Consider the following 23243-nt stretch of genomic DNA (forward strand, 5'->3'; position numbering starts at 1 on the left):
ACGGGTACCGGCGTTCCCGGTTCCATCGTCCGCCATGGCCCGCATGCGCCAGCCGAGGTGGAGTGCGCCGCACCCGCCTGCTAAGCGCTGTCCATGGATTCGGCGCGGCGCGACAGGACGATCGGCTCTCTCTGCCTCGGCGTGACCGCGTTCGGCTGGGCGCTGAACTGGCCATTGATGAAGCTGCTGCTCCAGCAATGACCGCCGCTGTTCGCGCGCGGGCTGGCCGGCGTCTGCGCCTCGCTCATTCTCGGCGCGCTGGCACTGAGCCGGAAGGAATCCTTCGCCGTTCCGCGCGAGGCGATTCCGCGGCTGTTGTTTGCGACCCTCACCAACGTCCTTGCCTGGATGGGGCTCGGCACGGTCGCGATGAAATATGTGACCGTGAGCGAGGGGGCTCTGCTCGCCTATACGATGCCGATCTGGGCCATGCTGTTCGCCTGGCCGGTGCTGGGTACGCGGCCGACCATGCGGGATATTTTGGGTCTCGTCCTCGGCGTCGCCGGCGTCGCGCTGCTCCTCGGCGGCCATGGCTTTGCGTTCGGCGCCGACAAGCTGCTCGGCATCGCGCTCGCACTGCTCTGCGCCATCCTGTTCGCGCTCGGCAATGTCCTCAACCGGAAACCGCTGCCGATGCCGCCGCTCGTGGTCGTCGCCTGGCAGGTTGGGCTCGGCTGCGCCACGATGCTGATCCTCGGCATCCTGTTCGAGCATCCCGACATCACCGCGATCACCCCGCTGGGACTCGGCTGCTTCGTCTATATGACGCTGGTGCCGATGGGCGTCTGTTACGTCACCTGGTTCGAGACGTTGCGCCGCCTGCCGCCGACCTCCGCCTCGACCGGCATGCTGATCGTCCCCGTGATCGGCGTCGTCTCCGCCGCGATCATCCTGGGCGAGCCGCTAGGCCTGCGCGAATGGACGGCGATGGCGCTCACGCTCGGCGGCGTGACGCTGGCGTTGCAGCGGGCCTAGAGGCTTTATTCCGCGGCCTGCGACAGGATGGGCGCAGGCTGCGTCCCGCGCCACAGCAGCCGCAGCAGCAGGATCAGGAGCGCCATCAGGGCGAAGCCGCCCAGGGCGGGCGCGAAATGTTGGTCGGGATCGGCCTTCTGCCCGAATTGCACCGCGAGCCGCCCCGACTGCAACAGCCCATAGGCTCCGGCGAACAGGATCAGCCCGTATATGACGCTCCGCTCGCGCGGGCTCGCCATCCTGGCGAGATCGGGCAGCATCAGGGCCAGGCCGATCCCGACCATCGGCAGATCGTAGTCATACGCATAGGGGCTGATCATCACGGATACCATCACGGCGGCACCGAGCGTGAAGGCCGGTGAAGCGCCCCGCGCCGCACCGAGAAGGACGGCGAACAAGGCCAGCCCGGCAACGGCCGTCTGTCCCCAGAAGGCGGCGCTTGCGGGAAGGCCGGCCTTGTACAGCGCCGCATAGGTCGAGATCATGCGGAAGAGTGGATAGAAGCCCTGCTCGAGATAGCCCGCCGATTCCCTGATCGCTCCGAGCCACGCGAACCAGATCTGCCACCCGAAGAGGAGCGTGCAGAGCAGTGAGCTCGCCAACACGACGGCCGCGGCCGTTCCGAGCGCAATCCAGCGCCGCGTCACCAGCAGATAGACGCCGGCGGCAATCGCCAGGTGCGGCTTGATCACCATGGCGCCGAGCGCGAGGCCGGCCAACAGCTGACGACGCTCCACGTTGAGGCAGACCAGTCCGATCAGCGCCCCCGTCAGAAAGCCGTTCTGCCCGCAGCCGATGGTGATCGCCATCGCCGGAAACAGGATCACCAGCACCTGCGCGAAATTGCGGCCGGCGATCGCCCGGAGCGTCACGAGATAGAGTGCAAGCGTCGCGGCGGTGAAGAGGAGATAGCCGACGCCGACCGGCAGGAATGCGAACGGCGCGAGCAGGAGGTCGTATTGCGGCGGATAGGTCCAGGGCATGAAGCCGGTGGCGCCGCCGGCGGCCTCCATCTGCATCTTCAGCAGGGCGTCGAAATGATAGACTTGGCCGAGATCGCCGCGCCAGACGTGCTGCGCGACGATGTGGAAGGCATCGAAGTCGGCGAGCTCGCGATCCGTCCAGCCGCCGAAGCGTGCGAACCAGAAGGCCTTGAAGACGGCGATCGACGCCACGGCCGCCAGCACGAAGCGGACATAGGCAGTCCGCTTCGACGGCGAGGACTGAACCGCTTCCAGCGTCTCGGCAAACATGAGCGACGACCTTGGACCTGATGGATCGGCGGTTGGACGGGCAGGGCCGCGGATCACGGCCAAACTGCCATCGGAGGCTTAAGGGACGGTAACGAATGCGGAAGGATTTGGCGCCCGCGCCTCTCCGGCGGAGCTGGAGCGCGCGGAACTGGCCCGGTTAACCGCCGATCTTGCGCCCGGGATGACGCGATTTCCGGCCGACCCGAATGTGATGTCGAAATGACCTTTTCGAAATCGCCCGCCCGCACAGAGGGCCGTGCTTGCCCGCTCGAAGACAGGCGGAGCTAACCTCCGTACATCCTGCCAAGTTCGATGTGCGGTGATGATCGACAGTTGGACGAAGGGCGCTCTGGTTGCGATCGGCCTGTCTGCCGTGCCCGCGCCGGGCGTCGCGCAGGACGATCTCGATGCTGCGCCCGGCACGATGACGCTGCAAGTGACCACCGATCCCTCCATGATCGAGTGCCGCAAGCTTGAGACGGTCCATCCCGCCTTGCTCGCGTTCCTGCCGCTGCGCCGGACTTTCAACGATGACTTTGACGAGCATCCGCTTGCGACCGGTCGCTGGGTGCCGCATTACGCCGGCGGTGCAGCGTGGCCGGAAGCGCGCTATTGGGGCGGTGACGACTCCGACTTCAAGCGCAAGACCAGCGCCAATGGCGAGCAGCAGATCTATGTCGATCCGCGCTATTCGGGGCGTGCGGGGACGCCGCTTGGGTTAGATCCGTTCAAGGTGAAGGACGGCGTGCTCTCGATCGTCGCGAGCCGCACGCCGCCGGAACTGAAGTCCGTTCTGTTCAACAACAAGTACATCTCGGGGATCCTGACCACGCAGGGCACGTTCGCGCAGAAGCACGGCTATTTCGAAATCCGCGCCAAGGTGCCGGTCGGTCACGCCGTGTGGCCGGCGTTCTGGATGCTGGCGGACGACGGCGGCTGGCCGCCGGAGGTCGACGTGCTGGAAGGCCGGGGCGAACGGCCCGGCGATCTCGTGATGACGACGCATTGGCGGATTCCGTCGACCCAGAAGATCCAGTCCTGCGGCTTCGACTATGCGGTCGGCGACGCCTCCAGCGTATTCCACAATTACGGTGTGCTGTGGGAGGAGGATCGCCTGGTCTATTTCATCGACCGCAAGCCGGTCTCCGACATCAAGGTGCCGATCGGTTTCGACGATCCCATGTACATGATCGTCAATCTCGCGATCGGATCGAAATTCTTTCTCGGCGTCGGTCCGGTCGATGCGGAATCGCCGCCCACGGTCGCATTCGAGATCGACCGAATTTCCGCCTATCAGATCGATATGGAGCAAGCTCGGAGATAGCGATGTCAGCTGATGTCTCGCGGCGCGATCTTGCGAAGCTCGCGGGGCTCGCCGCGCTTGGTGCAGCGGCGGGTGCCAAGGCTGCGGATAACAAGGCTGCGGATAACAAGGCCGCAGATAATGAGACGCCCGCATCGGCCGATCGCCACGCGCCCTTTCCCAAGGACTTTTTGTGGGGCACAGCGACCTCGTCCTACCAGATCGAAGGCGCCGTCGATGAGGACGGCCGCGGCAAATCGATCTGGGACATTTTCAGCCACACGCCCGGCAAGATCGAGGACGGCTCGACCGGCGACCGCGCCAACGAACACTATCACCGCTACAAGGACGACGTCGCGCTGATCAGGGCGCTCGGCATCAAGGCCTACCGCTTCTCGATCGCGTGGCCGCGGGTGTTTCCGGATGGATCGGGCCAGCCCAATCCGAAGGGGCTCGATTTCTACAACCGGCTCGTCGACGAGCTGCTCGCGAACGGCATCGAGCCCTACGCCACGCTCTATCACTGGGACCTGCCGCAGGCGCTCCAGGACCGCGTCGGCGGCTGGCAGTCGAGCGACGCCTCGAAGGCCTTTGCAGATTACGCTGCCTACGTCGCCGCGCGCCTGACCGATCGCGTCAAAACCATCTTCACCGTCAACGAGGTCGGGCGCTTCGTGAATTTCGGTTATGGCTGGGGCATCGATGCGCCCGGCCTCAAGCTGCCGGCGGCGCAGCTCAACCAGGCGCGCCATCACGTCGCGCTGGCGCATGGGCTTGCCGTGCAGGCGATCCGCGCATCCGGGAGCGCCGGCACCCGCGTCGGTGCGGCCGAAAACATCGCGGCCTGCGTGCCCGCGATCGCGACGCCGGAAAATATCCGCGCCGCCGAGATAGCAACGCGGGAGCTCAACGCCGGCTTTCTCGGCGTGGTGCTGGAGGGCAAGTACACCGACGGCTTCCTCGCCTATGCCGGGGCGGATGCGCCGAAATTCACCCCTGACGAGTTGAAGATCATCGGCACGCCGAACGATTTCGTCGGGCTTAACATCTACGCGCCGCAATACTACGTCGCGGCCTCCGATCGCGCGTCGGGCTTCCGCGTGCTGCCGTTCCCAACCTCGTTCCCGCACATGAACTCGGAATGGCTGCGGGTCGGCCCTGAGGTGATCTACTGGGCCCCGCGTCTCGCCGCAACAATCTGGAACATCGAGACCATCTATATCAGCGAGAACGGCACCTCGTCCGAGGACAAGATTTCCGCCGACGGCCAGGTCTACGATCTCGACCGCATCATGTTCCTGCGCAATTACCTGACCCAAATGCAGCGTGCGATCGCCGAGGGCGTGCCGATTCGCGGCTATTTCCTCTGGAGCCTGATGGACAATTTCGAGTGGATCTATGGCTACGGCAAGCGGTTCGGCCTCTACCGGGTCGACTTCGAGACCCAAGCGCGCGTGCCGAAGCTGAGCGCGGCGTTCTATCGCGACGTGGTGATACGGAATGCGATCGGGGTGTGAGCTGGACGCCTAGCCCCCGCTACTCTCCTGGCCCACAATAGACCCGCGCCACGGCGCCGTTCGTTTCTCCTTGAAGCGCGCATCGCGGCCGCTCCGTTGCAATCGAAACAAAGATCCCGCGATTGGAAACATTCCCGTAGTGCGGTCCACGCACAGAAAGGTGGTGAATCGAACCAAAGGAATAAGTATGAGCCGTCATTTTGGGCAACGCGCGGTTGTCATCGGAGCGGGGATTGGAGGATTGTCTGCCGCCGGTGCGCTTTCTTCCGCCTTCCAGGAAGTCGTCATTCTCGAACGCGATGTCCTGCCGGCTTCGATCATGTCCCGCGCCGGCGTTCCCCAGGATCGGCATCCGCATCTTCTTCTGGCCGGTGGACTGCAGGCCCTCGACTCCCTTTTCCCGGGTTTCGCGCAGGATCTTGCCGCCGCCGGTGCAGTTCCCGTGAATGTCTTCAAGGACGTCCAGTACGAGCGGCCAGATGTTGGCGCGCTGCCAAGGCGCGACTGCGGGACGTCGCTGCTATGTGGCTCGCGGCCGCTGATCGAGCATACGCTGCGCCGAAAGGTGACTGCGATCGCCAATGTCAAAGTGCAATCGCAGAGCCGCGTGATGGAGATTGTGCCGGCTGCAACCCGGCCGATGGTGAAGTTCGAGAACGACGCAGGCGTTGGTGCGGCGATCGAGGCGGATCTCGTGGTGGACGCATCCGGCCGCGGCGCGCCGACGCTCGGCCTGCTCGATGTGCTTGGCTGGGAGCGGCCGCAGGAGACCGTCGTGGGCGTCGACATCAGCTACACCACCGCGGTTCTCCGTCCGGGGCGCACCTCGTTCGACTGGCTCAATCTGGTCACGTTGCCCGATCCCGCCACGTCGGCGACAGCCGGCTTGATCATTCCTCTCGAAGGCGGGCGCTGGTTTACATCGATCTCCCATCACGGCGCGACGAATCGCCCCGGCACGTGGGAGGACTATCTTGCGGCTGCGCGCCAATTGAAGACGCCGACGATTTACAACGCAGTCTACAAGCTCTTGCCACCCGGAGGCCTCCGGCATTTCGTGTTTGACGCGAGCCGCTGGCGGCATTTTGAACGGCTCAAGCGGCTGCCGCGCGGGATTCTCCCCGTGGCGGACTCGCTGTGCCGGTTCAATCCGGTCTACGGGCAGGGCATGACGGTCGCCGCGCGAGAGGCAAAGTTGCTGCGCGAGATCCTGGATCGCGTCGCCGGGGAGGCGGACCCGATCGAGGCCCTCCAGGCTGGGTTCATGTCCGAAGTGGGCGCGCTGCTTCAGGCACCCTGGAACATGGGCGTGAACGCTGATTTCGCCTATCCAACCACACGGGGCCAGCGCCCGGAGCGGTACGAGGAAAGCCGGCAGTTCGAGGCGGCTCTATTCCGGGCCGTCGTGGCCGATCCGGTAGTTCAGCGCGCGTTCTCGGATGTCGTGCAACTCGTCGAGCCGTTCGACCTGATCAATTCGCCCGATATCCGCCAACGAATCGAGGCTCATTCGCTGGCGCAGAATGCGTGACGTTCGATGAAACGAACCGAGGACCCGACGGGTCCTCGATCTTTCGATTTCAGCAGGTCGCACGAACGGCCGAGCGCGAACAGCGTCGCCCTACGGATCCAGCTCCGTATCCCAGTAGAGATAGTCCAGCCAGCTATCGTGCAGATAATTCGGCGGGAACAGGCGGCCGTTGCGGTGGAGCTGGTGCACGGTCGGCGCGAACGCGCTCTGGCGCGGAAACATCTTTGCCTGCGCCGGCGTGAGATTGCCCTTGCGCAGATTACAGGGCGAGCATGCCGCGACCACGTTCTCCCAAGTGGTCTGGCCGCCTTTGCTGCGCGGGACGATGTGGTCGAAGGTGAGGTCTTCGGGCGAGCCGCAATATTGGCAGGCAAAACGATCGCGCAGGAAGACGTTGAACCGGGTGAACGCGGGATGCGTGGTCGGCTTGACGAAGGATTTGAGCGAGACGACACTAGGCAGCTGCATTTGCAGCGTGGGACTGTGAACCGCCTGATCGTAATGCGCGACGATGTTGACGCGGTCGAGGAACACCGCCTTGATCGCGTCCTGCCACGACCAGAGAGACAGCGGGTAGTAACTCAGCGGCCGGAAGTCCGCATTCAGCACCAACACCGGCCAACTGCCTTGCGAGACATGTGCGTTCAAGTAACGCTCCCGGCCTCCAATGTACGCTGCGAAGCAGCATGTACTGACATACTACATGCAGCGTGACGGGATTGTGAAGCCCGTTGAGCGACTTATTCAGATGCAAGCAATGCGGCGGCGGGGTGGCAAAGCGCTCAAAACCGCCGTGATTTGGGGGCGCGAACGACGCCGGGGGAGGCAGGGTCGACCCGACAGCGCGTCGCGGCCTCGCCCGCCCAGCTATTCCCGCACCCGCTCCAGCTTCTGCAAGCACCGCGTGGCGCGCACCACGGCCGGCATCTCCGCGTCCGGAAAACTCGTCTTCCAGTCGGTGACGCCGACCTCGCCGACATAGATGTCGCCCTTCGAATCCAGCGCGATGCCGTGCGGAGCCAGGAATTTTCCGCTGGCGACACCCGGTCCTTCCTCGCCGCCGAGCCGCGCAATGCGTTTGCCTTGCGCGTCCACGATCGACAGCCGCGGGCCGAGATTGGGCACCTTGCGGTTCACGGCGAGGCCCGGGCCGAGCTCGCCGATCACGAAGGTCGGGTTCTTCGCTCCGCCGCAACAGCACAGCGCGCAGGGCCGGTGCAGGTTGTTCCACTGCGTCTCGTACTTGCCCTCGCCATCGAACACCTGCACGCGATGGTTCTCGCGGTCGGCGACATAGACAAAACCGTCGGCGTCGGCGGCGATGTTGTGCACGATGTTGAACTGGCCGGGGTCGGTGCCGGGCTCGCCCCAGCTCCTGAGCAGCTTGCCGTCCGGCGTGAACTTGTGCACGCGCGCATTGCCATAGCCGTCGGAGACGTAGATCTCGCCCTTCGGCGACAGCGCGGTGTGGGTGCAGCGATGGAACGGCTCGCCGCTCATGAACGGCGACGGCTTTTCGGGGATGCCGATCGTCAGCAGCACCTTGCCGTCGGTGGTGCATTTGCGCACGGTGTGGTCGCCGTCATCGGTGCAATAGAGATGGTCGTCGGCATCGATGTGCAGGCCGTGCGCGCGCGAGAACAGGCCTTCACCCCAGCTCCGGAGGAAATTGCCCTCGCGATCCAGCACCACCATCGGATGGGCCCCGCGGTTGAAGACGTAGACGCGGTCCTTGCTGTCGACGGCGACCGAGGCGACGTCGGTCAGCGTCCAGCCGTCGGGCAGCTTCGCAAAATTGTCGACGACGCGGTAGCGGTGCTCGCCGGTGCCGAGAATGGCAGGCATTTGTTTTTCCTCTTCTTCGTTTCAGCGGCGCGATCGTCTCTACACTGTCATTGCGAGCGCAGCGAAGCAATCCAGACTGTCTTCGCGGAAAGATCCTAGATTGCTTCGCTGCGCTCGCAATGACGAGGCTTAAGCGGCGGCCGCCTCACGCCCCAAGATCCCTTCCTCGATCGCCTTGATCTGGAGCGCGAGATATTTCGAGTTGATCCGGCACTGCGCGAGGCTGCCGGCGATGAACCACAGGCCGGGCTGCTTCGTCCGCGCGTACATGTTGCGCAGCTCCAGGCCGTCGCCAAAGCCCCAGACCGGGCCGACGCGGTCGGCGACGCCGTCGCCGAACAGTTTTCGCACCAGATATTCCTGCGGCTTGTAGCCGGTGGAGAGCACGATGAGGTGGGCCGGAATGGTCGCGCCATCCTTCATCCGTGCGCCGTTGGCCGTGAAGCTCTCGATGTCCGCGAACTGCCTGAGCCCGATCGCGCCCTCGACGATCAGGTTGGAGCAGCCGACATTGAAATAATAGCCACCGCCGCGGGTGAGGTATTTGAATTGCCAGCCGGTGCCGGCTTCGCCGAAGTCGAGCTTGAATCCGACGTTGCGCAGGCCGTCGAGCAGTTCCCTGTCGAGCTCCTTCGACTGCTCGGTCAGCATCACATGGGTTTTCTTCGCGAGCGGCGTCGGCATCGAGGTCGCGATCAGGTCGTTGTCCTCGAGGGTGCCTTCGTTGTAGGTCGCATAGGCGAGCTGGGCCGACGGCTCGATATTGGTGACCAGCGTCGGCGAGCGCTGCACCAGTGTCACCTCGGCGCCGCTGGAGCAGAGATCCTGCGCGATGTCGTGGCCGCTGTTGCCGGTGCCGATCACGATGGCGCGCTTGCCGGTCCAGTTCTCGCCGTCCTCGTAGCGGCTGGAATGCAGCAGCGTGCCTTTGAAATTGGCGAGGGTCGGAATATCAGGCACGTTGGCGATGCCGCTGACGCCGGTCGCCATCACCACATGGCGCGGCTGCATGGTGCGCTTGCTGCCGTCGGCGCGCCGCAGCGTAACGGTCCAGCAGCCCTTCGCGTCGTCATAGCTGCCGCCCTCGAACTCGGCGCCGGTCCAGAAATCCAGCTCCATCGCGTCGACATAGGCTTCGAACCAGTTGGCGAGCTTGTCCTTCGGGATGTAGGTCGGCCAGTTCGGCGGGAACGGCATGTAGGGCAAATGATTGACCTGCACCTGGTTATGCAGAGTCAGCGCGTGATAGCGCTTGCGCCAATTGTCGCCGATCCGCGTCTCGCGATCGACGATCAGTGTGTCGATCTTCAATTGCTTCAGCCGTGCTGCAATCGCAAGGCCGGCCTGGCCGCCTCCGACCACCAGCACGGCAGGATTGCGATCGGCGTAGTCGCGGGCTGCGTTACGCAAATCGAGCCAGTTCGGCCCGCGGAAATCGCGTGAATAGGCCTGCCCCCGCGGTCGCGACGTGCCGAGCTGCTCCTCGAAGCCTTTGAGTTCATCGAGCGCGGTGAGCAGTGTCCACGCCTTCAGCCGGTCGCCATCGGCGGTATCGGGCACGAGCCGGACGATGCCGCTGCCGCGACCGATCACGGTCTCGAAATTGAAGATGACCTCGATATTGCTGGTGCCGGCGCGCGTGACCCAGCGCGGCGCCGCGCGGTTGGGCGCGATCGTGAAGCTGGCCGGCGCCGCCGGTGGCGCGAGCGCCCTCAGCGCTTGGGTAATCCGGTCGTGGCCCGCGATCGTTTGCAGGTTCCAGCTCAGCGCCAGCACATCGCGCCAAAAACTGTTGGCGAGGAAGAGATGGTCGAGTGCGGCCGGATCGGGCTTGCCGAGCGAGCGCTCGAACTCATCGAGCCAGGCTTGCGCCGAGACGGAAATATCCTTCGTCTTGTCCAGCATGCGCGACCTCGTGGCCGTCTTCGCGGCGTTTCCTCTGAGGTTGACGCTATACCGGTTCGACGGGCCTCGAAAGCGGTTTACCCGAGCAGAGAGAGCATGTGGCCCTGCTCCGGCGGAATACGCCCTTTCAGCGTATCGAGAAACACCTGCCGAACCGCGTCGGGTCCGCGGCTCTCGACCACGGTCAGGCTTCTCTCCAGCAGCGGCGCAAAGCCGGACCATGCCGCGCCCAAGCGCTGCTCGATACCGCCCGGGCCCCATTCCTTGGCGCGCTTGCGGATCTGGTCGGGCGCGAAGAACCAGCGCGGCTTTGCGCCGGGCAGCTCGCCTTCGTCGGGCTCGGTGGCGCGATGCGTCAATCCGACGCGTACGGAGCATTTCATCCAGTCGCCGAAGTGCCGATGCAATCCGGCGCGCAGCGCACTGTTGCCGGCCATGTCAACGAAGGCGACCGGCGCATTCGATGGCAGCGACGCAATGCGGTCATAGGTGACGACCTCGTCATAGCAACCGAGCGACGAGACAAAGTCGACATTGCCGGCGGACGTCAGCCCGATCACCTTGCGACCGCGCGTGTGCAGAAGATGGGCGAGGCCGAACGCGGTCTTGCTCGAGGCGCTCGAGAGCAGCACGGTGCGTGCGCCGAAATCGTCGTTCTCGGCCAGAGAAAGTCGTCGACCAGGAACGTCAGCATGAACAGCGGCCGCAGCAGTGCCTGGTAATCGCCGTTCCGACCGGCGTAAGCGGGATCGCCGCTGACGCGTGCATAGGCGTTGTAGACCGGCGCCACGCCCTGCCGGTGTGCGGCACCGTCGCGAAGGCCGCGCTTGCTCACGTCGGTCGCCTCGATGACGAGATGCGTCGCCATCGGGAAATAGCCGAACAGGCGCTCGCCCACGCCAACGTTCGGATGGCTGGAGGCGATCACCTCGCCAAAGCCCCATACCGGAATGTTGCCAAAACCGTTCGGCGCGGGAAAGAGCTGCCAGTATTTCAACTCGTCGCCCATCACCGCGTAGGTGATGTTGTTGGCGGTGAAGGCGAAGCGGTCGACCTTGACGAGCAGAGCGTCAGTCGGCAGCGCATCCGCGCCGGGAAGCTCGGTCGCGACCACCTTGCACTGGTCGAGGTTATTTTTCGCAACGACGAAGTCGATCGATGTCATGGCTTTGATCCCGGCTTTGTCCGCGCCGGCATTTCATCGTTCACCCATGATCCTTTTGCAACAGCAACATAGTTTAAAACGCCGTTCGCAGCCGTTCGTTACGCGCCGGCGCGCGCGTGGCCCGCCCAATAGGGCTCCCGCAGCTTGCGCTTGAAGATCTTTCCCGTCGCCTCGCGCGGCAGCGCGTCGCGGAATTCGACGTCCTTCGGCACCTTGAAATTGGCAAGCCGCTCGCGCAGGAACGACTGGACCGCGGCTGACGAGAGCGCTGCGCCCGGCTCCGGCTCGACATAGGCGCAGAGCCGCTCGCCAAATTCGGCGTCGGGAATGCCGAACACGGCGCAGTCGCGCACACCGGGCATTCCGATCAGCGCGTTCTCGATCTCGGCGGGGTAGATGTTGACGCCGCCGGAGATCACCATGTCGCGCTTGCGGTCGCACAGGAACAGATAGCCGTCCGCGTCGAGATAGCCGACGTCGCCGACGCTGACGAGCCCGTCGCGGCCGGCCTCGGCGCGCGCCTCGGCCTTGCCGTGATAGTCGAAATCCGGCACCGAGGCCTGCCGCATGTAGATTTCACCGGGTTCGTTGACGTCGCACGGGCTGCCGTCGGCGCGGAAGATCTTGACGACACCGCCCTCGATGGCGCGGCCGACGGTGCCGGGCTTCTTCAGCGCCTCCGCCGCGGAGTGCCACACCGGAATTCCGGTCTCGGTCGAGCCGAAATATTCGTTGATGACGCCACCCCACCAATCGATCATCGCCTTCTTCACGTCGGGCGGGCAGGGCGCCGCGCCATGGACGACAAAGCGCAGCGACGACAAGTCGTAACGTCGCTTCATGTCGTCGGGGAGCCGCAGCAGGCGCACGAACATCGTCGGAACCATGTGCATGTGCGTGACGCGATGGCGCTCGATCAGTTGCAGCAGGTCTTCGGGATCGAAGCGTGGCTCGAGCACGATGGTGCAGCCGCTGCGATAGGCCAGCATGCCGTAGGAGTGCGGAGCGGAATGGTACATCGGGCCGTTCATCAGCACGACCTGATCCTCGTTCGGCTTCACGCCGTAGGCGATCGCCCCGACGCGCTCGGAGGCCGCGACCTGATCGGGGCGCATCGGCATGCGCCGCACGCCCTTCGGCATACCCGTCGTGCCCGACGTGTAGAACATCGGCGCGCCGCGGCGTGGCGGCTGGGTGAACTCCGCCTGGCTGTCCCGCCATTTGTCCCAATCGGTCAATCCGTCCGGCACCTTTGTGAGCGCGGCGGGGATGTCGAACGCGCCGGCGATCTCCGGCGGCGTCGGCACGACCATCAGCGCCAGGCCCTCCGGCAGGCCGTCGCGAATCTGCGGCAGCAGGTCGGCATGGCAGATCAGGATGTCGGCGCCGCTGTCGGCCAGGATATAGCGGACTTCGGCGGCCTTCAGGTGCCAGTTGATCGGCACCACCGGTCGGCCGAGCGCGGCGGAAGCCGCGACCACCTCGAACAGGGCGAAGTCATTGCGCAGCATCATGGCAACCGGCGTGCCCTCGCGCCCGCCGAGCGCGCTGATCCCTCCTGCGGCCCGCCTGATCCGCGCATGGAGTTCTGCATAATCGATCCTGCGCTCGCCGCTGATGATCATGGGATGTCCTCTACCGGTCATCGAGAATGCCGCCGAACGGCACCCAGCTCTTGCCGTTGAAGCGGCGGAGCTGAAGCTGCTGAAACGGCAGATAGTCGTCCGGAGCAGTCGACACGCTCATTCCGGGCAACAGCAGCGGCAGCTTCACCTCTTTCAGCGACGCGGCCTGCTTCAAGATGTTGTCGCGGCTGACATCGTCCTTGCAGGCGTTCAGCACCGTCATCAGCAGCGTGGCATAGTGATAGCCCGCGGCGTAGTTGGAGTTCGAGAGATCCGCGGTCGGCATGTATTGCTTCATGAACGCGAAATAGGACTTCACGCCGGGATCGTCGGCCCATTGCGGGTCCATCGTGTCCTTCTGGTTGCTCGACGAGATCAGTCCGACCGCATTGTCCAGCCCCGCCGGCTCCAGGAACGAGATCGAGGAGGCCGAGGTCGGCACGAACAACAGCTCCGGCTTCCAGCCGATCTCGGCTACGCCCTTGACCATCTGCGAGGTGAACTTGCCGAGCACGACGCCAAACAGCACGTTGGCGCCTGACGCTTTCAGCGTCGAGAGCTGCGAGCTGATCGTCGGCGCGCTGGTCTCGTAGCTCGCCTCCGCGATGATCATGCCGGCCGCTTTGGCGCCGAGCGCGCGCTTGAAACCCGCGACATAGTCGCGGCCGAAATCGTCGTTCTGGGACAGGATCGCGATCTTCGCGTCGGGCTTGGCCTGCAGGATATACTTGGCATAGACGACGCCCTCGGATTCGTAGGCCGCCATGCCCGGCATCGTCCAGGGATTCTTCTGCGGATCGGCCCATTTGGTGGCGCCCGAGAGCACGAACAGCTGCGGTACCTTCTTGGCGTTGAGGTAACGCTGCACGGCGCTGTTGGTGGCGGTGCCGAGCGAGCCGAACATCATCAGCACCTCGTCCTGCTCCACCAGCTTTCTCGTCTGCTCGACCGTCTTCGGCGGCGAATAGGCGTCGTCCAGCGTGATGAACTTGACCTTGCGGCCGTTGATGCCGCCCTCCGCGTTGACCTTCTCGAAGAACGCCTCCTGCGTCCGTCCGATCGCGCCGAAGCCGGATGCCGGACCGCTATAGGGCAGGGTCTGCCCGATCCGGATCTCGTCCGCACCGGCACTGCCGGCGGCAAGCGTCAGCAACGACAGGCCTGTCAGTGCGGCTGTCAGCTTCATGATGTCCTCCCGTTTGTCTTGTCAGTCCAATTTTCTTGTCGGACCAAGCCGTCAGGCGCTGGCGCGCATCAGGAAATCCTGCCGGGCCTGATCGAATTCGCCCTTCATCCGGTCGACCAGCTCGGCCACCGGCGGCGCATCCAGGATCTGGCCGATGCCCTGGCCCGAGCCCCAGATGTCGCGCCACGCCTTGGATTTCATGTTGCCGCCGGAGCCGAAGTTCATCTTCGTCTTGTCGGCAACCGGGAGATTGTCCGGATCGAGCCCGGCGGCCGCGATCGAGGGGCCGAGATAGTTGCCGTGCACGCCGGTGAACAGGTTGGTGTAGACGATGTCGTGCGCGGCGTGCTGCGTCAGCGCGGACTTGTAGGCTTCGTCGGCATTGGCTTCCTTCGTCGCGATGAAGCGCGTGCCCATATAGGCGAGGTCGGCGCCCAGCGTCAGCGCGGAGGCGATGCCAAAACCGTCGCTGATTGCGCCCGACAGCAGGATCGCGCCGTCGAACCATTGCTTGACCTCGCGCACCAGCGCGAAAGGCGACAGCATGCCGGCGTGCCCACCCGCGCCGGCGCAGACCAGGATCAGGCCGTCGACGCCCTGCTCGGCGGCTTTCCGCGCGTGCTTGACGTTGATGACATCGTGGAACACCAGCCCGCCATAGGAGTGCGCGGCCTCGACGATCTCGGCGGGCGGCCGCAGCGAGGTGATGATGATGGGCGCCCTGTGCTTCACACAGGTTTCCATGTCTTTCATCAGCCGGTCGTTGGAAGCGTGGCAGATCTGGTTGACCGCATAGGGCGCGACCTTCTTGCCGGGATTGCGCGATTTGTATTCGCCGAGCTCGTCCTCGATGCGGCTCAGCCACTCGTCGAGCTTTTCCACCGGACGGGCGTTGAGCGCCGGAAACGAGCCGACGACACCGGCCTTGCACTGGGCGATCACCAGTCCGGCCCTGAGACGATGAACAGGGGCGAGCCGACCACGGGCAGCTCCAGATTGTTCTTGAGCAGAGCGGGCAGTGCCATCCGATCCTCCTGACGACGCGCGTCAACGGCCTGCCGGCCGATTGTGAGCGCTTCCATGTCGATTGTCGCGCCGGCGGGGTGTCCGCCGTCCAGCGCTTTGATCCCACTATAGGGTTGGACGGCGGGCAGCGGATCGTTCAATATTGAACAAGCAGATATTCAGATTTGTACGGAGCCGGCGGTGGATTGGGATCTCTGCAAGACCTTCGTCGCGGTCGCCGACACCGGCAGCTTCACCGCTGCGGCAAAACGCCTGCACGCCAGCCATCCGACCGTCAGCCGCAAGATCGCGGCGCTGGAGGCACAGCTCGGCACCAAGCTGCTGGCGCGCGCCGCTGACGGCTTCGTGCTCACCGCCGATGGACGTACGCTGCGAGAGCACGCGGAGGCGATGGCCGTTGCCGCACTCCGGGCCGAAGCCGCCGTTGGCGCCGGCGGGCGCAAGGCGCGCGGCACGGTCAAGCTGTCGATCGGCGCGACGCTGGCCTCGCACTGGCTGATGCCGCGGCTGCGCTCTTTTCTCGGCGCACATGATCACATTCGGCTCGAGATCATCACCCATCCGTTTCCGGCCAGCGTGCGGCGGCGGGAGGCCGACGTCGTGCTGCGACCGGTCGACAGCGGCGAGGAAAACCTGGTCGGCCGCAAGATCGGCCGTCTCGGCACCGGCTTCTATGCCTCGCGCGACTATGCCGCGGGCCGGTCCATGCCGGAGCGGAGCGGCGAGTGGAAGGGGCACAGCGTCATCGGCTTTGCCGACCAGGATTCGAACGCGCAGCTGGCGCGCTGGAGCGATGCGATCACCCGGCAAGGCACCATGGTGATGCGCTGCTCGTCGCAGGGCGACATGCTGGCGGCGGTGCGCGCCGGAATCGGAATCTCCGCGCTGTCCTGCTTCGTCGCGGAAAGCTATCCGGACCTCGTGCGCGTCGCGCCGCAGAAACTCGTCAGCGTCGCCGATCTCTGGCTGCTCGCCCATCCCGATCTGGTCGAGTTGTTTGCGGTGCGCGCCGTCATCGACTTCGTCGCTGAATGCGCCCGCGCCGATCGCGAGCGGCTGCGGGGCTAGGGCTGGTTGCTGATGACACCTTCGCGCTTCTTGATCACGCGATAATAGCTCCACCACAGATGCGCGGCTGCCCCGCGCAGCGGCCGCCAGGGTTCGGCGAGCGGCGCCATCTGCTTCTCCGTCGGCCGCGCCTGAAGGCCCAGGCCAACTTTGATCCCCTCCTGCACGGCGATGTCGCCGGCCGGCCAGGCATCGCCGTGCCCGAGGCAGAACAGCAGATAGACGTCGGCCGTCCATGGCCCGATGCCGGGCAGCGCGATCAGCGTATGGTGCGCGGCCTCGGCGTCTTCCTCGGCGAGCACGTCGAGGTTCAGCCGCTGCGCATTGATCTCGCGCGCGAGATGTTTCAGCGTCTTGATCTTGGCGGCGGACAGGCCGAGCCGTCCCAGCCGGTCGGTGCGGGCGCGGCTAACGGCCTCATGGTCGAACGGATCGAATGCGGCCGACAGCCGCCCCCAGATCGCTGCGGCGCTCGCGGTCGAAAGCTGCTGCCCGCAAACGATGTGGGCGAGCCCCGTAAAACCCGGCTCACGCCGCCGCAAGGCGGGCATGCCGGCGATCTCGAGCACGGGCTTGAGGCGCGGGTCGCGCTTGATCAGCGCGTGGACGGCCTCTTCGAGATCGGACTGGGTTTCGAGGTGGATGGTCATTTGGGTCAGCAAACTCTCTCCGGCGTCGTGGCCGGGCTTGACCCGGCCATCCACGTCTCTCGAACCACACGACATGTCTAGCATGGGTGACAGTGTTCGTATCTGTCCACGACTTGACACGATCACTGTATCGCACCGAAGAACGTGGATGGCCGGGACATAGGCGAGCGGAAGCGACGCCGTCCCTTCGGACGGCTATGCCCGGCCATGACGAGTTTCACCGCATGGCGCCACCCGTTTTCCGATTTGCCCCCAGCCCGAATGGCCTCTTGCATCTCGGCCACGCCTATTCGGCGCTGCTCAATTTCGACCGCGCGCGCGAGACCGGCGGGCGGCTGTTGCTGCGGATCGATGACATCGACGCGACGCGCTGCCGGCCGGAATATGAGACGGCGATCTACGACGACCTCGCCTGGCTCGGCATCGCCTGGGAAGCGCCGGTGCGGCGGCAGTCGGAGCATCTCGCGGTTTATCGCGCCGCGCTCGAGAAACTCTCGGCGCTTGGTCTCGTCTATCCCGCGTTCGAAAGCCGCGCGGAGATCGCCAGGCTCGTGGCCGCGCGCGATGCCGCCGGGCCATGGCCTCGCGATCCCGATGGCGCACCGCTTTATCCGGGTGACGCCAGATCGCTGTCGGCCGGCGAGCGCGACCGGCTCATTGCATCTCGCGTGCCTTACGCGCTCCGGCTCGACATGGCGGCCGCCTGCCGGCGCGCCGCCGGCCTGAGGTGGACTGAGCTGGGCGTGGGCCCCGACGGCGAGCATGGTACCGTCCCCGCGCGGCCCGAGGCCTGGGGCGACGTCATCCTGGCCCGCAAGGAGACGCCGACCAGCTACCATCTGTCCGTCGTCGTCGACGACGCGCTTCAGGGCATCAGCGAGGTCGTGCGCGGGCAGGACCTGTTTCACGCCACCTCGGTTCACCGCCTGCTCCAGGTCCTGCTCGATCTGCCGGAACCCGCCTACCGCCACCACGCCCTGATTCTGGACGAGGCGGGCCGGAAGTTGTCGAAATCGGACCGCTCGACCGGCCTGCGCGAGCTGCGCGCTGCCGGCGCCACGCCCGCCGGCGTCCGCCGGTTGGTGGGATTAGGTTAAGTTTCTCTGGGGGTTAGCAAAACGCCGCCGTGACTCCGGGGGTTCCGCCGTGCGATGCTTGCTTGAGAGCCTGGGGATCGAAGGGGACCCTTCGAAGGGATTCATGGCGGCGAAAACGCGCTCAGCGCGCACCACGCGAACGTCCAGGCGACCGCCTCGGAAGCGGTCCGGGGCGACCGGCCGGTTGCGCAAGCGCAGCGCCAAGGCCGTGGCGCCGGACGTGGTCCAGGCCGCGCTCGCCGCCTTCGCCCATGAGGTCCGTACCCCCCTGACCGGTATTCTCGCGATCAGCGACCTGCTCGCCACCTCCGATCTCGGCGAGCGCGAGCGGCGCTGGGCCGACACCATCAAGGCCGGTGCCGAGCATCTGGCGAGCCTTGCCACCCTGTTCGTCGATGCTGCCCGAACCGGCAAGGGGGCGGGCAAGGGTGGAAGTGCCTTGCGGCAGGATTTGTTCGATCTGCGCGCGCTCGCCCGCAGCGCCGGCGATTCGCTCGCCGGACGCGCCGCGGCCAAGGGCCTCCAGGCCCAGGTCGATATCTCCGAGAAGCTGCCGGGGCTGGTGGTCGGCGATTCCGTCCGCCTGCGCGCGGCGCTCGAGAACCTGATCGACAATGCCGTCAAGTTCACCGAGCAGGGCGGTGTCGCGCTCGCGGTCGCGCCTTGGCGTCCCGCCAAAGGCAAGGCCAGAGACAAGGCGAAGGGCAAGGTCGGCGTCGCCTTCGCGGTGTCCGACAGCGGCATCGGCCTGACCATGGCCGAGATCAAGCGGCTGTTCCGCCCCTTCACCCAGGCCAATGTCACCATCGCCTCGCGCTTCGGCGGCGCCGGCTTGGGCCTTTCCTCGGTCAAGCAACTGGCGCGCGCGATGGGCGGGGACATCACGGTCGCCCCGCGGCGCGGCGGCGGCGCCACCTTCACGTTGACCATGTCGCTCGACGCGACGGAATCGCGCAAGTCCCGCAAGTCGAAGGGCGAAGCCGAGGCGGATGCGATGGCCGCGCTGCGCGTGCTCAGCGTCGAGGACAATCCGTTCGGCCGCGTCGTGCTCAACACCATCCTGACCGAGCTCGGCCACCATGCCGAGTTCATCGGGCGCGGCGAGGACGCGGTGAACCGGCTCGCTCAGGGCGCGTTCGATGCGGTGCTGATGGACATGGTGCTGCCTGGCATCGACGGCGTCGAGGCCATCAGGCGGATCCGGACCATGCCGGCGCCGCTGGCTCAGATCCCCATCATCGGCGTGTCCGGCCGCGGCGAGGACGAGGCGGCCTCGCGCGAGGCTGGCGCCGACGCCTTCCTGGTCAAGCCTGTGTCTCCGCGCGCTTTAGCGACTGCGCTGCTTGAAGCGAAACGCCGTGAGGAAGCCGCGACTTGATGATCGCGGCGTTGAGCTCGCCGCCGTAGACGAAGATCGCGGCGATGAAATACAGGAACACCAGCGCGATGATCACCGAGGCGAGCCCCGCATACATCGTCACGTAGTTGTTGGCGAAGCGCGCCAGATATTGGCCGAACACGATGCCCGAGATCAGCGACGCCACGATGGTGAAGACGATGCCGGGCAGGATCTGGAGGAAGGCGCGCCGTCCCGCTGGCAGCCAGGCATGCAGGATGATCAGCGCCACCACCAGCGCACCCACGGTGATGCCGTAGCGCAGCCAGGTGAGGATGCTCTCGTTGGACTCGACGACCAGCGGGATATGGCGCCGCGCCGCCTCGATGAAGAGCGGTCCGAGTACGATCAGGAACGCCATGGCAAGCGCGGTGAAGGCCGCGACCAGCGTGTAGCCGATCGATTCAAGGCGCAACCAATACCAGCGCCGCATCTCCACCACCGCATAGGCGCGGTTCAGCGCGACGCGGAGCGCCTCAACGCCATTGGAGGCGAAATACACCGACAGCGCTGCGCCGATCGTCAGCACACCGGTGCGGGTCGTGGTCAAAACGTCGTGGACTTCCCCCGAGATCGAATCGGCGACCTGCTTGGGCCAGACCTGAAGCATCAGGCTTGCGGCCTGATCGGCAAGTTCCTTGGAACCGAAGAAGCCGGCGAGCGAGGTCAGCACGATCAGGAACGGGAACAGCGCCATCAGGGTCGACAGCGCGATATGGCTCGCGATCGCCCAGCCGTCGTCGGCGAGGAAGGTGTAGAAGGCGTCCTCCACGACGACGTAGATGGTGCGGATTGCCCTCACGCGCCCACCTACACGACAGATGCCGCTCGCTCGCCCCGTGCGCGGGGAGAGGCGAAAAAGCCGGGCAATTGGCGCAGACCAGAAATCATCGCACTACCATCTGATATTATTGACCTAAAAGCCAGATCGCGAAGCGCCCCCGTCGTCATTCCGGGCTCGATGCTTCGCATCGCCCCGGAATGACGGCGGCGGCTGCCGCGGCACCATGGCGCATCCGCAAGCACGGTGTTATCTACCCCAAATGGCATCTCTCCTGAGTACTTTCATCCTGCCGGTAGCGGCCGGCGCCGTGGCGGTGGTGCTGCTGCTCGGTCTCGTCAACATGATGCGCGGCGGCTCGCCAAACACCTCGCAGAAGCTGATGCGCTGGCGCGTGCTGCTTCAGTTCGTGGCGATCGTGATTGCCATGCTCGCAGTCTGGGCGATGGGGCGTTAAAAATGGTCACGCTGAATCGCATCTATACGAAGACCGGTGACGACGGCACGACGGCGCTCGGAACGGGCGAGCGCCGTCCGAAATACGATCTGCGCATCGAAGCCTATGGCACCGTGGACGAGACCAATGCCGCGATCGGCGTTGTCAGGCTCCACACCCATGACATGTCCGAGTTCGACGCGATGCTCGGCCGCATCCAGAATGATCTGTTCGACCTCGGCGCGGACCTCGCGGTGCCCGAGCGTGAAGGCAAGGCCGAGCGGCTGCGGGTGGTGGCAAGCCAGGTCGAGCGGCTCGAACGCGACATCGACGCGCTCAACGACAAGCTGGCGCCGCTCACCTCCTTCGTGCTGCCGGGCGGCACGCCGGCCGCCGCCTACCTCCACGTTGCCCGTACGATTTGCCGCAGGGCGGAACGCGTGATGGTGGAACTGGCGGCCCGGCCCGGCGAGCCCGTGGGCGCTGCTGGCATCCAGTATATGAACCGCCTGTCCGACTTCCTGTTCGTCGCCAGCCGTGCCGCCAACCATAACGGCGCCGGCGACGTGCTCTGGGTTCCGGGCCAGAATCGCTGACCCATTGAGGTCGATATTTCTAAGGTCTAAAATTTGGCCCTGTCGCGCGTTGACCGGGCCGGATCAGGCCTTTAGGTTCCGCGCCAGTTGATAACCCCCCTCCCAAATTGAGTGAAAGAGGATCGATGAAGGTCTTGGTGCCGGTAAAGCGGGTGGTTGATTACAACGTCAAGGTCCGCGTCAAGGGCGATGGATCGGGCGTTGAACTCGCCAACGTGAAGATGTCGATGAACCCGTTCGACGAAATCGCGGTCGAGGAAGCGTTGCGCCTGAAGGAAGGCGGCAAGGCCACCGAGGTCGTCGTGGTTTCCATTGGACCGGCGCAGGCGTCGGAGACGATCCGCACCGGTCTCGCCATGGGCGCTGACCGCGGCATCCTGGTGAAGGTTGAGGGCATCGTCGAGCCGCTCGCGGTCGCGAAGATTCTGAAGAAGATCGCCGACGAAGAGCAGCCCGGCCTGATCATCCTCGGCAAGCAGGCGATCGACGACGACAGCAACCAGACCGGTCAGATGCTGGCCGCGCTGCTCGGCTGGTCGCAGGCGACGTTTGCTTCGAAGCTCGAGGTCGAAGGTTCTGACTTCAAGGTCACCCGCGAAGTCGACGGCGGTCTGCAGACCGTCAAGCTGAAGGGACCGGCGATCGTCACCACGGATCTCCGTCTCAACGAGCCGCGCTATGCCTCGCTGCCCAACATCATGAAGGCCAAGAAGAAGCCGATCGCGGAGAAGACCGTCGCCGATTACGGCGTCGACGTCGCCGCGCGTCTCGAGGTTCTCAAGACGACGGAGCCGGCGGGCCGCAAGGCGGGCGTCAAGGTCAAGGACGTCGCCGAGCTGGTGTCGAAACTCAAGAACGAAGCCGGGGTGCTCTGATGACGACGCTTCTGATTGCCGAACACGACAATGCGTCGCTGAAGGACGCGACCAACAAGGCCCTGACCGCGGCTGCCGCGCTCGGCGCGGATGTCGACGTGCTGGTGGCCGGCCAGAACGCCAAGGCTGCTGCGGATGCCGCCGCCAAGCTTGCCGGCGTGAAGAAGGTGCTGCTTGCCGAGGGCGAGACTTACGCCCACGATCTCGCCGAGCCGCTGGCCGCGCTGATCGTCTCGCTGGCTTCCGGCTATGACGCGATCGTCGCGCCCGCGACCTCGCGCTTCAAGAACGTGATGCCGCGTGTCGCGGCCCTGCTCGACGTCATGCAGGTCTCTGAGATCACCAAGGTGGTCGCCCCCGACACCTATGAGCGCCCGATCTATGCCGGCAACGCCATCCAGACGGTGAAATCGAAGGACGCCAAGAAGGTCATCACGGTGCGCACCTCGACCTTTGCGGCGGCGGGTGAAGGCGGCAGCGCCGCCGTCGAGAACGTCGCTGCGGCGGCCGATCCGGGCCTGTCGTCCTTCGTCGGCGAGGAAGTCGCCAAGAGCGACCGCCCCGAGCTGACCTCGGCCAAGATCATCGTCTCCGGTGGCCGTGCCATGCAGAGCCGCGAGAACTTCGCCAAGTACATCGAGCCGCTCGCCGACAAGCTCGGTGCCGGCGTCGGTGCCTCGCGCGCGGCGGTGGATGCCGGCTATGCGCCGAACGACTGGCAGGTCGGCCAGACCGGCAAGGTGGTGGCCCCCGAGCTCTATGTCGCGGTGGGCATTTCCGGCGCGATCCAGCATCTGGCCGGCATGAAGGACTCCAAGGTGATCGTCGCGATCAACAAGGACGAGGACGCGCCGATCTTCCAGGTCGCCGATTACGGCCTGGTCGCCGACCTCTACCAGGCGGTTCCTGAGCTCACCGAAGCGCTCGCCAAGCTCGGCAAGTAAAAACGCGCTAAAAACACCGGCCGGAGTGGTACACTCCGGCCGGTTTTTCTTTTTCAAGGCGTTTTCTTT

At 65.3% G+C, this 23243-nt stretch carries 20 protein-coding genes and 2 pseudogenes; 11 read left to right on the forward strand and 11 right to left on the reverse strand.

The features are described from left to right. Window positions 1–80: 80 nt before the first annotated feature. A complete protein-coding gene (locus J4G43_RS06755) occupies window positions 81–248 on the reverse strand; it encodes a hypothetical protein (RefSeq protein WP_225004699.1) in 168 nt (55 codons plus the stop codon). On the opposite strand from J4G43_RS06755, the gene J4G43_RS06760 reads away from it, so the two are divergent. Continuing rightward, entirely contained in the window at window positions 208–975 is a 768-nt protein-coding gene (locus tag J4G43_RS06760; protein WP_225005672.1) for a DMT family transporter, read from the forward strand. The two genes, J4G43_RS06755 and J4G43_RS06760, sit on opposite strands and share 41 nt — an antisense overlap. 5 nt (window positions 976–980) lie before the next feature. Here J4G43_RS06760 and J4G43_RS06765 read toward each other — a convergent pair whose 3' ends face one another. Then, window positions 981–2228, reverse strand: coding sequence for a glycosyltransferase family 87 protein (locus J4G43_RS06765; RefSeq protein ID WP_208084322.1), 1248 nt, complete (start codon window positions 2226–2228; stop codon window positions 981–983). Between the two features lie 322 nt (window positions 2229–2550). Between J4G43_RS06765 and J4G43_RS06770 the strand changes: the two genes are divergently transcribed. The 3 genes from J4G43_RS06770 to J4G43_RS06780 all read left to right on the forward strand — a co-directional run bounded on the left by J4G43_RS06770 (window position 2551) and on the right by J4G43_RS06780 (window position 6579). Beyond that, window positions 2551–3552, forward strand: a complete 1002-nt coding sequence (locus J4G43_RS06770; protein ID WP_208084323.1) for a glycoside hydrolase family 16 protein — start codon at window positions 2551–2553, stop codon at window positions 3550–3552. Window positions 3553–3554: 2 nt separating this feature from the next. Then, a complete protein-coding gene (locus tag J4G43_RS06775; protein ID WP_208084324.1) occupies window positions 3555–5048 on the forward strand; it encodes a GH1 family beta-glucosidase in 1494 nt (497 codons plus the stop codon). A 241-nt stretch (window positions 5049–5289) separates the two neighbouring features. Then, window positions 5290–6579, forward strand: coding sequence for an NAD(P)/FAD-dependent oxidoreductase (locus J4G43_RS06780; RefSeq protein WP_225004701.1), 1290 nt, complete (start codon window positions 5290–5292; stop codon window positions 6577–6579). A gap of 90 nt (window positions 6580–6669) precedes the next feature. Here J4G43_RS06780 and J4G43_RS06785 read toward each other — a convergent pair whose 3' ends face one another. From J4G43_RS06785 to J4G43_RS06815, 7 genes and pseudogenes are all read right to left on the reverse strand, one after another. Then, a complete protein-coding gene (locus J4G43_RS06785) occupies window positions 6670–7227 on the reverse strand; it encodes an HNH endonuclease (RefSeq protein ID WP_063985805.1) in 558 nt (185 codons plus the stop codon). Window positions 7228–7446: 219 nt separating this feature from the next. After that, window positions 7447–8424 carry a peptidyl-alpha-hydroxyglycine alpha-amidating lyase family protein gene (locus J4G43_RS06790; protein WP_208084326.1) on the reverse strand — a complete coding sequence of 326 codons (978 nt, stop codon included), beginning with the start codon at window positions 8422–8424 and terminating at the stop codon, window positions 7447–7449. A gap of 129 nt (window positions 8425–8553) precedes the next feature. Beyond that, a complete protein-coding gene (locus J4G43_RS06795; protein ID WP_208084327.1) occupies window positions 8554–10329 on the reverse strand; it encodes a flavin-containing monooxygenase in 1776 nt (591 codons plus the stop codon). A gap of 77 nt (window positions 10330–10406) precedes the next feature. Next, window positions 10407–11494: pseudogene (locus J4G43_RS06800) on the reverse strand (DUF2855 family protein). Window positions 11495–11592: 98 nt separating this feature from the next. Further along, window positions 11593–13119 (reverse strand): acyl-CoA synthetase, encoded by a 1527-nt coding sequence (locus J4G43_RS06805; protein WP_208084328.1) that lies wholly within the window; start codon window positions 13117–13119, stop codon window positions 11593–11595. A gap of 10 nt (window positions 13120–13129) precedes the next feature. Then, window positions 13130–14305: an ABC transporter substrate-binding protein gene (locus J4G43_RS06810; RefSeq protein WP_208084329.1), complete on the reverse strand. Its 1176-nt coding sequence runs from the start codon at window positions 14303–14305 to the stop codon at window positions 13130–13132. Between the two features lie 51 nt (window positions 14306–14356). Beyond that, a pseudogene (locus tag J4G43_RS06815) lies at window positions 14357–15330 on the reverse strand (NAD(P)H-dependent flavin oxidoreductase). A gap of 181 nt (window positions 15331–15511) precedes the next feature. Here J4G43_RS06815 and J4G43_RS06820 point away from each other — a divergent pair. Then, window positions 15512–16399 (forward strand): LysR family transcriptional regulator, encoded by an 888-nt coding sequence (locus tag J4G43_RS06820; RefSeq protein WP_208084330.1) that lies wholly within the window; start codon window positions 15512–15514, stop codon window positions 16397–16399. Here J4G43_RS06820 and J4G43_RS06825 read toward each other — a convergent pair. After that, window positions 16396–17049: a DNA-3-methyladenine glycosylase family protein gene (locus J4G43_RS06825; RefSeq protein WP_208084331.1), complete on the reverse strand. Its 654-nt coding sequence runs from the start codon at window positions 17047–17049 to the stop codon at window positions 16396–16398. The genes J4G43_RS06820 and J4G43_RS06825 overlap by 4 nt on opposite strands. A 224-nt stretch (window positions 17050–17273) precedes the next feature. On the opposite strand from J4G43_RS06825, the gene gluQRS reads away from it, so the two are divergent. Both gluQRS and J4G43_RS06835 read left to right on the forward strand, forming a co-directional pair. Continuing rightward, complete coding sequence (gene gluQRS, locus J4G43_RS06830) at window positions 17274–18146, forward strand: tRNA glutamyl-Q(34) synthetase GluQRS (protein WP_208084332.1); 873 nt, start codon at window positions 17274–17276, stop codon at window positions 18144–18146. Window positions 18147–18249: 103 nt separating this feature from the next. Then, a complete protein-coding gene (locus tag J4G43_RS06835; protein ID WP_063985796.1) occupies window positions 18250–19524 on the forward strand; it encodes an ATP-binding protein in 1275 nt (424 codons plus the stop codon). Here J4G43_RS06835 and J4G43_RS06840 read toward each other — a convergent pair. Next, window positions 19451–20344, reverse strand: coding sequence for a YihY/virulence factor BrkB family protein (locus J4G43_RS06840; RefSeq protein WP_071909336.1), 894 nt, complete (start codon window positions 20342–20344; stop codon window positions 19451–19453). The genes J4G43_RS06835 and J4G43_RS06840 overlap by 74 nt on opposite strands. 241 nt (window positions 20345–20585) lie before the next feature. Here J4G43_RS06840 and J4G43_RS06845 point away from each other — a divergent pair, with 241 nt between their 5' ends. The 4 genes from J4G43_RS06845 (at window position 20586) to J4G43_RS06860 (ending at window position 23174) form a co-directional block, all read left to right on the forward strand. Beyond that, window positions 20586–20780: a twin transmembrane helix small protein gene (locus J4G43_RS06845; protein WP_028147306.1), complete on the forward strand. Its 195-nt coding sequence runs from the start codon at window positions 20586–20588 to the stop codon at window positions 20778–20780. A gap of 2 nt (window positions 20781–20782) precedes the next feature. Continuing rightward, window positions 20783–21355: a cob(I)yrinic acid a,c-diamide adenosyltransferase gene (locus J4G43_RS06850; protein ID WP_063985794.1), complete on the forward strand. Its 573-nt coding sequence runs from the start codon at window positions 20783–20785 to the stop codon at window positions 21353–21355. Window positions 21356–21480: 125 nt separating this feature from the next. Beyond that, window positions 21481–22230 (forward strand): electron transfer flavoprotein subunit beta/FixA family protein, encoded by a 750-nt coding sequence (locus J4G43_RS06855; protein ID WP_166103829.1) that lies wholly within the window; start codon window positions 21481–21483, stop codon window positions 22228–22230. After that, window positions 22230–23174, forward strand: coding sequence for an electron transfer flavoprotein subunit alpha/FixB family protein (locus J4G43_RS06860; RefSeq protein ID WP_063985793.1), 945 nt, complete (start codon window positions 22230–22232; stop codon window positions 23172–23174). Before J4G43_RS06855 ends, J4G43_RS06860 begins: the two co-directional genes overlap by 1 nt. The last annotated feature ends 69 nt before the right edge of the window (window positions 23175–23243 follow it).

This window comes from Bradyrhizobium barranii subsp. barranii (assembly GCF_017565645.3).
Classification (GTDB): domain Bacteria; phylum Pseudomonadota; class Alphaproteobacteria; order Rhizobiales; family Xanthobacteraceae; genus Bradyrhizobium; species Bradyrhizobium barranii.